General features: G+C 73.6%; 11 protein-coding genes. 10 read left to right on the forward strand and 1 reads right to left on the reverse strand.

Annotated elements, in window-relative coordinates; genetic code table 11:
• The first annotated feature begins 126 nt into the window (after positions 1-126).
• The 10 genes from ACFVSL_RS10295 (at position 127) to ACFVSL_RS10340 (ending at position 9,792) form a co-directional block, all read left to right on the forward strand.
• Entirely contained in the window at positions 127-2,046 is a 1,920-nt protein-coding gene (locus ACFVSL_RS10295; RefSeq protein ID WP_386940747.1) for a dipeptide ABC transporter ATP-binding protein, read from the forward strand.
• On the forward strand, positions 2,043-3,008 hold the full coding sequence (locus tag ACFVSL_RS10300; protein ID WP_386940749.1) for an ABC transporter permease: 966 nt from the start codon (positions 2,043-2,045) through the stop codon (positions 3,006-3,008). Before ACFVSL_RS10295 ends, ACFVSL_RS10300 begins: the two co-directional genes overlap by 4 nt.
• Positions 3,005-3,970, forward strand: a complete 966-nt coding sequence (locus ACFVSL_RS10305) for an ABC transporter permease (protein WP_386940751.1) — start codon at positions 3,005-3,007, stop codon at positions 3,968-3,970. The genes ACFVSL_RS10300 and ACFVSL_RS10305 overlap by 4 nt, the downstream gene beginning before the upstream one ends.
• Positions 3,967-5,289, forward strand: coding sequence for an alpha/beta fold hydrolase (locus tag ACFVSL_RS10310; protein WP_386940753.1), 1,323 nt, complete (start codon positions 3,967-3,969; stop codon positions 5,287-5,289). Before ACFVSL_RS10305 ends, ACFVSL_RS10310 begins: the two co-directional genes overlap by 4 nt.
• Positions 5,286-6,752, forward strand: coding sequence for an aminopeptidase P family protein (locus ACFVSL_RS10315; protein WP_386940755.1), 1,467 nt, complete (start codon positions 5,286-5,288; stop codon positions 6,750-6,752). The genes ACFVSL_RS10310 and ACFVSL_RS10315 overlap by 4 nt, the downstream gene beginning before the upstream one ends.
• Before the next feature lie 170 nt (positions 6,753-6,922).
• A complete protein-coding gene (rpsP, locus tag ACFVSL_RS10320) occupies positions 6,923-7,351 on the forward strand; it encodes a 30S ribosomal protein S16 (protein ID WP_157424012.1) in 429 nt (142 codons plus the stop codon).
• Positions 7,352-7,354: 3 nt separating this feature from the next.
• A complete protein-coding gene (locus ACFVSL_RS10325; RefSeq protein ID WP_121475435.1) occupies positions 7,355-7,591 on the forward strand; it encodes an RNA-binding protein in 237 nt (78 codons plus the stop codon).
• Complete coding sequence (gene rimM, locus ACFVSL_RS10330; protein WP_386940758.1) at positions 7,548-8,207, forward strand: ribosome maturation factor RimM; 660 nt, start codon at positions 7,548-7,550, stop codon at positions 8,205-8,207. The genes ACFVSL_RS10325 and rimM overlap by 44 nt, the downstream gene beginning before the upstream one ends.
• A gap of 8 nt (positions 8,208-8,215) precedes the next feature.
• Positions 8,216-8,926, forward strand: coding sequence for a tRNA (guanosine(37)-N1)-methyltransferase TrmD (gene trmD, locus ACFVSL_RS10335; RefSeq protein WP_386940759.1), 711 nt, complete (start codon positions 8,216-8,218; stop codon positions 8,924-8,926).
• Between the two features lie 110 nt (positions 8,927-9,036).
• A complete protein-coding gene (locus tag ACFVSL_RS10340) occupies positions 9,037-9,792 on the forward strand; it encodes a sirohydrochlorin chelatase (protein WP_386940761.1) in 756 nt (251 codons plus the stop codon).
• 91 nt (positions 9,793-9,883) lie between these two features.
• On the opposite strand, the gene ACFVSL_RS10345 is transcribed toward ACFVSL_RS10340, so the two are convergent.
• Entirely contained in the window at positions 9,884-10,429 is a 546-nt protein-coding gene (locus ACFVSL_RS10345) for a (2Fe-2S)-binding protein (protein WP_386940763.1), read from the reverse strand.
• Between the last annotated feature and the right edge of the window lie 139 nt (positions 10,430-10,568).

Genomic DNA, 10,568 nt, shown 5'->3' on the forward strand with positions numbered 1-10,568 from the left:
CCCATCCCATTACGGGCTAGTGCACAACCGTCTGGCTTAACTATTGTGGTGTTACCCCCGACACCATTCACCGGGGGGGCGGCCGCCCCCCCGGCCGCCCCCCCGCTCGGAGGAAAGGACCACGCAATGGCGCTACTCGAGGTCTCGAATCTCGTCGTCGACATCCCCACCGAGGACGGCACCGTGCATGCCGTGCAGGACGTCTCCTTCGCCGTGCACGAGGGCGAGTTCTTCGGCATCGTCGGCGAGTCGGGCTCGGGCAAGTCCGTGATGGTGCAGTCGATCATGGGGCTCGTCGCCGGTGCGCGCACGAGCGGCACGGCGACGTTCCGCGGCCGCGACCTGCTCGCGCTCGACCAGGCCGCGATGCGCTCCGTGCGGGGCCGCGAGATCGGCATGGTCTTCCAGGACCCGCTCTCGAGCCTGCACCCCCAGTACACGGTCGGCTGGCAGATCGTCGAGCAGATCCGCGCCCACCGCACGATCTCGGCCGCGGCGGCGAAGGCACGCGCGATCGAACTGCTCGAACGGGTGCACATCCCCGACGCGGCGGCGCGGTTCGACGCCTACCCGCACCAGTTCTCCGGAGGCATGCGCCAGCGCGTGATGATCGCGATGGCGCTCTCGCTCGAGCCCGCGCTCGTCATCGCCGACGAGCCCACCACCGCGCTCGACTCGACCGTGCAGGCCCAGATCCTCGACCTGCTCGACGAGATGCGGCGCGAGTTCGGCACGACGATCGTCATGATCAGCCACGACCTCGGGGTGCTCTCGCGCGTCGCCGACCGCGTGATGGTCATGTACGCCGGCCGGCGGATGGAGCTCGGCGAGAGCCGCAGCGTGCTCGGCTCGCCCGCGCATCCGTACACCGCGGGCCTCCTCCGCTCCTCGTCGTTCAACCGGGCCCCCGGCACGCCGCTCGTGCCGATCGGGGGGCGGCCGCCGAGCCTCCTCGCGCCGCCGCACGGCTGCGCGTTCGCCGCACGCTGCCCCGACGCGATGTCGATCTGCTCCGAGCGACCGCCGCTCCGCCGCTACGACGACGGCACCGACGTCTCCTGCTGGCTCGAGGGCGAACCGAGCGAACCCGCGGCGCCCGAGATGCCCGACGCCGTCGAGCCGCACTCCGACGACCCCGACGCCGACGCGGCGATCGTGCGCGTCGAGGGACTCCGGGTCGCCTTCCCGCAGCGGCGAGGGCCCGATCGCGTCGTGCTCGAGGGCATCGACCTCGAGGTCCGGCGCGGCGAGACCCTCGGCCTCGTCGGCGAGTCGGGCTGCGGCAAGACGACCCTCGCCAGGGCGATCGCGGGGCTCGTCGCACCCACCTCCGGCCGGGTGAGCTTCGACGGGCACGAGCTCTCCTCGCTCGGGCGACGGCAGTGGCGCGACCTCCGTCGCCGGGTGCAGCTCGTCTTCCAGGACCCGTTCGGCTCCCTCAACCCGAGACGTCGGGTCGGCTCGATCATCGGCGACCCCTTCCGCATCCACGGCGTCGCCTCCGGCAGCGCCCGTCGCATCGAGGTGCAGCGGCTCATGGAGCTCGTGGGGCTGAACCCCGAGCACTACAACCGCTTCCCGTCGCAGTTCTCGGGCGGCCAGCGCCAGCGCATCGGCATCGCGCGCGCGATCGCCCTGAACCCCGAGCTCGTCATCCTCGACGAACCGGTCTCGGCGCTCGACGTCTCCATCCAGGCCCAGGTGCTGAACCTCCTCGACGAGTTGCAGCGCACCCTCGGCCTCACCTACCTGTTCATCTCGCACGACCTCTCGGTCGTGCGGCACGTCTGCGACCGCATCGCGGTCATGGAGGGCGGCCGGATCGTCGAGCTCGGCGACGCCGAGTCGCTCTACCGCGACCCGCAGCAGCCGTTCACCCGGCGTCTCCTCCAGGCCGCGGCGCCCGAGATCGCGCACGTGCGGACCCGGCGACGGCTCGTCCGGCCGTCCCGCCAGATCGAGATCGCCCGGCCCGCCGAGGCGGGGCCCGCCCCCGTCCACGGGCGCACCGCGCCGAGTGCCGCGAACGAGAGGAGCCGCGTGTGACGACGCCGACCGTGAGACCCGCAACCCCCAGGACGGCGGCGATCGCCGCGCGCAACGCGGCCGACGTGCAGTTGCGCGGCTCCTGGTACCTGACCTTCGCCCGGCTCCGGCGCGATCCGGCGAGCATCGCCTCCGCGGCGGTGATCGTGCTGATCGTGCTCTTCGCGCTCGGCGCACCGCTCGTGGCCGCCTGGACGGGGCACGGGCCGACCGAGCAGTTCCGCGAGACGGGACTGAGCCCCTCCGGCATCCCCGTCGGCCCGTCGGCCGAGTTCCTCCTCGGCGCCGACCAGCTCGGCCGGGACGTGCTCGTGCGGCTCGCCTACGGCGCACAGGTCTCGCTCCTCGTCGGGGTGGTCGCCTCGCTCGCCGCCTCGCTCATCGGCGTGGTGATCGGCGTCGTCGCCGGGTTCTTCGGCGGTGCCGTCGACACGGTGCTGAGCCGCGTCACCGACCTCGTCATGAGCGTGCCGTTCCTGCTGTGCGCGATCGCCCTCGTGGCGGTGCTCGGCCCGAGCCTGCCGCTCTCGATCGCGGTGATCGTGTTCTTCAGCTGGACGGGGCTCGCCCGGGTCATCCGCGGCCAGGTCATCGCGCTGCGCCACCGGGAGTTCGTCGAGGCCGCCCGCTCGCTCGGCGCGAGCCGGGCCTCGATCATGTTCCGCGACATCCTGCCGAACCTCGTGGTGCCGATCATCGTCTACACGACGCTCATGATCCCGTCGGCGATCGTCTTCGAGGCGACGCTGTCGTTCCTCGGCCTCGGCATCGTGCCCCCGACGCCCAGCTGGGGCAACATGCTCGCCGATGCGGCGAACGGCTCGCTCTACCTCATCGCGTGGTGGATGGTGGTCGTGCCCGGCGGCGCGCTGCTCGCGCTCACCCTCGCGTTCAACCTGCTCGGCGACGGCCTCCGCGACGCTCTCGACCCGAGCGCCTCGAAGGGAGGCAAGGGCGCATGACCCGCTACCTGCTGTCGCGGGTGGGCTTCGGCCTGCTCGTGCTGCTGTTCCTCAGCATCTTCGTCTTCGTGCTGTTCTACGTATCGCCGTCGGATCCCGCCCGCATCATCGCGGGCGACAAGGCCACCGAGGAGCTCATGGCGCAGATCCGGGTGAAGCTCGGGCTCGACCAGCCGATCTGGGTGCAGTACCTGAACTTCGTCGGCAACCTGCTGCACGGCGACCTCGGCTTCTCGTACCGCTCGAGCCTGCCGGTCTCCGAGCTGCTGATCCAGCGCATCCCGGTCACGATGTCGCTCGTGTTCGGCGCCATGGTGCTGTGGCTCGCGATCGGCATCCCGATCGGCATCGGCTCGGCCAGGCACCCCGGGGGCCTTCGCGACCGCCTCGGCCAGGGCTTCGCGATCGTCGGCATCAGCTTCCCGACGTTCGTCCTCGGCATGATGGCGCTCTACCTGCTGTACTTCCTGCCGTCGCGGGCCGGGGTGAACCTGTTCCCGCCGGGCGGATACGTGCCGTTCGCGCAGGACCCGCTCGGCTGGGCCTGGCACCTCGTGCTGCCGTGGACCACCCTCGCGCTCGTCGTCGCGGCGGTCTACGCGCGCCTCACCCGCGGCCAGATGCTCGAGGTCCTCGGGCAGGACTACATCCGCACGGCGCGCGCGAAGGGGCTCTCCGAACGACGCATCACGTACCGGCATGCCTTCCGGAGCGCGATGCCGCCGCTCGTCACCCAGCTCGGCATCGACATCGGCCTCATGCTCGGCGGCGTCATCGTCATCGAGCAGGTCTTCGGGCTGCTCGGCGTCGGCAGCCTCGCCGTGACGAGCGTCGCGATGCAGGACCGCCCCGTGATCATCGCGATCGTGCTGCTCGGCGGGCTCTTCGTCGTCGTGGCGAACCTCGTCGTCGACCTCGCGTACGCCCTGCTCGACTCCCGCGTGCGGACGGCGACCCGATGAGCGCCCACCTCGTCGGCCGCGACGTCCTCGCGACGGAGGTCTGGACGGACGTGCCGCTCGACTGGGACGACCCGGGCGGCGAGACGATCCGCGTCTTCGCCCGCGAGCTCGTCGACGTGAGGCGCGCGGGGGAGCGGCTGCCGCTGCTCGTCTACCTGCAGGGCGGCCCCGGCGGCAAGTCGCCCCGCCCGCTCGCCCGCGAGGGCTTCCTCGCGGCGGCCCTGACGCGGTTCCGCGTCGTGCTGCCCGACCAGCGCGGCACCGGCCGATCGACGCCGCTCGACGGCGAGACGTTCGCGGGGATGCCGGCGGCCGAGCAGGCGCGCCGGCTCGCCCTGCACCGCGCCGATTCGATCGTGCGCGACCTCGAGGCGCTGCGCACCTCGCACTACGGCGGCGAACCGTGGTGGACGCTCGGCCAGAGCTACGGCGGGTTCCTCACGCTGCACTACCTCTCGGTCGCGCCCGAGGCGGTCGTGGCCGCGGCGATCACGGGCGGCCTGCCGTCGCTCGACCCCTCCGCCGACGAGGTGTACGCGCGCACCGTGCCTCGTGTCCGGGCGAAGAACGCCGCCCTGCGCGCCCGGTTCCCGCAGCTCGGGGACCGCGTCGCGCGCGTCGCGGACCTGCTCGACGCCGAGGAGGTGCGCCTGCCGGACGGCGACCGGCTCACGGTGCGGCGGCTCCAGACGCTCGGCTTCGACCTCGGCATGGCGGTCGGCCTCGACCGGGTGCACTGGGTCTTCGACGAGGCGTGGGCGGATGCCTCGGAGACGCGCCTGACCGCGACGTTCCTCGCCGAGGCGCAGCGGCTGACGGGCTTCGAGCGGAACCCCCACTTCATCGCCCTGCAGGAGAGCATCTACGGCGCCGAGCCCGCCGGGTGGGCGGCGGAGCGCGCGCTCGCCGCGGCGCCCGACTTCGCGACCGGCGCGCGGCCGTTGCAGCTCACCGGCGAGATGGTCTTCCCGTGGATGTTCGACGAGGTGCGGGCGCTGCGGGGCTTCCAGCCCGGGGTCGAGCTGCTCGCCGAGCGAGGAGCGCCGATCGAGCTGTACGATCATGCCCGGCTCGCGGCGAACGAGGTGCCGGTCGAGGCGGCCGTGTACTTCGACGACATGTACGTCGACGCGGGGCTCTCGCTCGACACCGCGGCGCGCGTCGGCGCGCTGCACGCCTGGATCACCAACGAGTTCGAGCACGACGGCCTGCACCAGGGCGACGTGGCCGAACGACTGTTCACCGCGCTCGAGGTGCGCCTCGGCGCACGAGCCGACGACGAGGGCCGGCCCCGCGCCGGCCGGAGAGAGACACGATGACCGCGAACCACTCCCTCGACACCGTGAACCCGACGGCGGCGACGCCGCGGTCGATGCCGCAGCCCGCAGAGCCCGACCCCCGCATGCCGCGCCTCGCGGCGTCGCCCGGCTTCCGCGAGTTCATGCAGCGGGGCTGGGGCGACGCCGATCGTGCGCCGCTCGTGCCGGCGGGGGCGCCCGAGGCCGCCGCGCGTCACCGCGAACGGCTGTCGGCGGCGTTCGCCGGGCGCACGCTCGCGGTCGCGGCGGGGCGGGCGCCGATGCGGGTGAACGACAACGCGCACGAGTTCCGCGCCGACAGCGACTTCCTCTGGCTCGCCGGCGCGGCGGTCGAGGACGCCGTGCTCGTGCTCGAGGCCGCCGGCTCCCGCCACGACGCGACGCTCTACCTGCCCGCACCGTTCCGCCCCGGCGACGAGGGGTTCTTCGCCGACCCGCTGCGCGGCGAGCTCTGGGTGGGTCCGATGCCCGGCCTGCAGGAGTACGCCGAGGCGCTCGGCGTCCGGACCCGGAGCATCGACGACCTCGACCTCCCGGCCGACGCGCTGATCGGCGGCACCGTGCCGCTCGACGGCCCCGCGTCGTCGTTCGCGGGACGCCCGCGCTCGGGCGAGCTCGCCCGTGTGCTCGCCGAGCTGCGCATGATCAAGGACGAGTGGGAGCTCGCCGAGCTGCGCGCGGCCGTCGACGCCACCGTCGAGGGCTTCGCCGAGACGGCGCTCGAGATCCCGCGCGCCGTGCGCGCGGGCGGCGAGCGCTGGATGCAGGGCACCTTCGACCGGCACGCGCGCACGGTGGGCGCGGGCGTCGGCTACACCTCGATCGTCGGGTCCGGTGCGCACGCGCCGATCCTGCACTGGGTGCGCGCGGAGGGCGACATCGACCCCGAGGCGCTGCTGCTGCTCGACCTCGGCGTCGAGCGCCGCTCGGGGTTCACCGCCGACGTGACCCGGACCCTCCCGGCCTCCGGCAGCTTCGGCGCGGCGCAGCGCGAGGTGCACGACCTCGTCGAGGCATCCCACCGGGCGGGCCTCGCGGCCGTCGGGCCGGGGCGCGACTGGGCCGACTTCCACACCGCGTGCATGGAGGTGCTGGCGCGGGGCCTCGACGACTGGGGGCTGCTGCCCGTCTCGGTCGACGAGGCGCTCTCTCCCGGCGGCCAGCAGCACCGCCGCTACATCGTGTGCGGCGTCGGCCATCACCTCGGCATCGACGTGCACGACTGCTCCGCCTCCAGTCATGCCGCCTACCAGGGGGCGACGATGCGGCCGGGCATGGCGCTGACCGTCGAGCCGGGGCTCTACTTCCACGCCTTCGACGAGACCGTGCCGCCCGAGCTCCGCGGCGTCGGCGTGCGCCTCGAGGACGACCTCGTCGTCACCGCGGAGGGCAGCGAGGTGCTCTCGGTCGCCCTGCCCATCGACGCCGACGGCATCGAGCGCTGGATGGCGGGGCTGCGCTGACGCGCGACGCGGCGCCGGTTCGCGGGCGACCGCCGAATCTGGCAGAATAGGGGGTTGGACCGCCGCCCGACCCTCTATCAGGCCGTGGTCCGACCATTTCGAGCTTCCGCCGGGTGTGCACCCCACGCTCCAGGCGATCGGTTCAACCTTTCTACACATTCAGGAGAATCGTGGCTGTCAAGATCCGTCTCAAGCGTCTCGGCAAGATCCGTGCGCCGTACTACCGCATCGTCGTCGCCGACTCGCGCACCAAGCGCGACGGTCGTGTGATCGAGGAGATCGGCAAGTACCACCCCACCGAGCAGCCCTCGTTCATCGAGGTCGACTCGGAGCGTGCCCAGTACTGGCTCTCCGTCGGCGCCCAGCCGACCGAGCAGGTCACCGCCATCCTCAAGCTCACGGGCGACTGGGGCAAGTTCAAGGGCGACGCGAACGCCGTCTCGACCGTGCAGACGAAGGCCGCCAAGGTCGAGTTCGTCGCCGACGAGAAGAAGAAGCCGGTGCTGAAGCCCAAGGCCGAGAAGCCGGCGCCCAAGGCCGAAGAGGCCCCCGCCGAGGCCGAGGCCGAGGCTGCGGAGACCGCGACGGACGAGGCGTAAGCCTTGCTCCAGTCCGCGCTCGAACACCTCGTCAAGGGGATCGTCGATCACCCTGACGACGTGAGGGTCGTCTCCGCGTCGAGCGCACGCGGCGAGGTCCTCGAGGTTCACGTGAACCCCGAGGACCTCGGTCGCGTCATCGGGCGCGCCGGCCGCACGGCCAAGGCGCTCCGTACGCTCGTGACCGCGCTGGCCGATGGCCGCCGTGTGCGTGTCGACGTCGTCGACACCGACGACTGACGTGGCCGACTCACCGGGTACGCAGCTCCGGGTCGGCCGCCTGACCAAGGCGCACGGCCTCAAGGGCGCGATCAAGCTCGAGCTCTACACCGACGACCCCGAGCGCCGCTTCGTCCCCGGCGCGGTGTTCTCGCTGCAGGTCCCGAAGGACTCGCCGTGGCACGGCGGGCACCTGACCCTGCGCGAGGTCCGCTGGTACAACGGGCAGCCCGTCGGGTTCTTCGAGGGCGTCGACGACCGCACCGCGGCCGAGACGCTCCTGAAGGCCATCCTCTGGGTCGACCAGGTCGACGACGAGGCCCCCGAGGACGACGCCTGGTACGACCACCAGCTCATCGGGCTCGCCGTCCTCCGCGACGGCGCCCGCATCGGCGAGGTCGTGCACGTCGAGCACCTGCCGGCGCAAGACCTGCTGATCGTGCGCGTCGACCAGGACCGCCCCGGCGGCCGCGACGTCATGGTGCCGTTCGTCTCGGCGATCGTGCCCGAGGTCGACCTCGAGGCCGGCACGCTGACGGTCACGCCCCCGGCCGGCCTCTTCGAGGAGCTCGCCGAGGGCGACGCATCGGATGCCGCGGCCGAGCCCGTCGCCGACGGCGACGCGCCCGCCGAATAGGCCGCCCGATGCGCGTCGACATCGTCACGATCTTCCCCGAGTTCTTCTCGGTGCTCGACCTCTCGCTCCTCGGCAGGGCGCGCGAGTCCGGCCTCCTCGAGGTCACCGCGCACGACCTGCGCGACTTCACGCACGACCGGCACCGCACCGTCGACGACACGCCGTACGGCGGCGGTGCGGGCATGGTCATGAAGCCCGAGCCGTGGGGCGAGGCCCTCGACTCCATCGTCGGCGACGGGGCATCCGATGCGCTGCTCATCGTGCCCTCGCCCGCCGGCGAGCCGTTCACGCAGGCGATCGCCCGCGAGCTCGCCGAGGAGCAGCACCTCGTCTTCGCCTGCGGCCGCTACGAGGGCATCGACCAGCGCGTCGTCGACCACTACTCGACGCGCATGCGCGTGCGGCTCGTCTCGCTCGGCGACTACGTCCTGAACGGCGGCGAGGTGGCCGTCATGGCCATGATCGAGGCGGCCGGCCGCCTCGTGCCGGGCGTCGTCGGCAACCCCGAGTCGCTCGTCGAGGAGTCGCACGAGAACGGCCTGCTCGAGTACCCGAGCTACACGAAGCCCGCCGAGTGGCGCGGGCTCGAGGTGCCGCCCGTGCTGCGCTCGGGCAACCACGGCGCGGTCGCGGCGTGGCGGCACGAGCAGCAGCTCGAGCGCACCCGGCGCGTGCGTCCCGAGCTGCTCGCCGAGGGTCCCGCCGACCCGAACGCGTGAGGCGTTCTTCACGCGCCCGAAACACCGGGCTCGCCGCCCCGTAACACCCGCTTCATACCGTCGAAGCGGCGGGCACCACCGATTCCCCGCCGGAGAGCGCGGGTCGGAGCATGGTCACGAGTGCAGTCCCGGCCCCGCCCGACGCGGCCGAGCGGCCGCTCCGGCTCGTCGCGGTGACGCACGGCGCACCGTCGGGGGCGAACCGCGAGGCGATCATGCGGCTCGCCGACGGGGTCGCCTCCGCGCGCCCCGGACTCGACGTCGCCATCAGCTTCGTCGACGCCCGCGCGGGCGATCTCGCGGGCGACCTCGTGGGCGGCGGCGGCCCCGCCCCGGTGATCGTGCCGCTCGTGCTGTCGGCGGGCTTCCACGTGCGCACCGGCCTCGCGCTCGGGCTCGAGCGCCTCGGCACCGGCGCCGGGCTCGCCGAGGCGCTCGGACCCGACGACCGCATCGTCGAGGTGCTCGCCCGCCGGCTCCGGCTCGCGGGCCTTGAGCCCGACGACGCGGTCGTGCTCGCCGCCGCGGGATCGAACGACCCGCGGGCGGTCCGGGAGTGCTTCGAGACCGCCCGCCGGCTCGGCCACCGGCTCGGCCGGTCGGTCACGGTGGGGTTCATCGCCGCCGCGATCCCGCGCCTGCCCGACGCCATCGAGATGATCCGCGAGGTCCACCCGGGGGTGCGGATCGCCGTCGCCCCGTACCTGCTCGCGCCGGGCACCTTCTCCGACGCGGCCGCCGCGGCGGACGCCGAGCTCGTCGCCGAACCGCTGCTCATGCCGGGGGAGCCCGCGCCGGCGGAGCTCGTCGAGCTCGTGCTCGATCGTCATCGCGAGGCCGAAGCGGCCGACCGGGTCGCCGTCTAGGGCGGCGCGGGTCGCGAGACCGAGCCCGACCACCGGCCCGGGGCAGCGCGCGGGCGAACGCAGGCACCCGCGCGGGCGGCCCGACCGGCGGTCAGCCCGCCAGGCTCGGCGCGTCGTCGGATGCCGGGGCGGCCCCCGAGCCGCCCGTCCCGTCGACCGACCCCGCCGCTGCGCGTGCGAGGACCTCGCCGATGCGCCCCTTGCACCCCCCGCAGCCGGTGCCCGCCCGGGTATCGCGGCCGACGCACGCGACCGTGGTGCTGCCGGCGGCCGCCGAGGCCTCGATGCGCTCGACCGTGACGCCGTTGCACCAGCACACCGTCGCCGTCGGGGCGAAGGCATCGCCCGCCGCCGAAGGGTCGTCGTCGGGCCCGTCGAGGCGGAGCAGCAGCGACCGGTCGGCCGGGAGCTCGCCCCGGCGCTCGAACAGCAGCGTGAGCTCGGCCGCGGTGCGCGGCATCCCGACGCTCGCGAACGCCGTGAGCACGCCGCCCTCGGTCACCATCTTCACGTAGCGGTGGTGCTCGGGGTCGGCCCACTGCGCGACGCGCCGCAGCGGGTGCGCGGGGTCCTCGTCCCACGGCTCGGCGGCGACGTCGCCGACCGCCACGACGTCGAGGTGCTCGGCCTTCAGCATGACGATCGCCTCGCGTTCGGCCGGCAGGGCCGCGGGCCCGGGCCCGCCCGCGTGGACCCGCGCGCCGCCGGGGGCGGCCGCCGCCCCCCCCCCCACCGAACCCCAGGGCCCGGCCCCGGCCCGGAAAAGCGCCCCCGGC

Origin of the sequence: Agromyces sp. NPDC058064 (assembly GCF_042885275.1) — a bacterium.
Taxonomy (GTDB): Bacteria; Actinomycetota; Actinomycetes; order Actinomycetales; family Microbacteriaceae; genus Agromyces.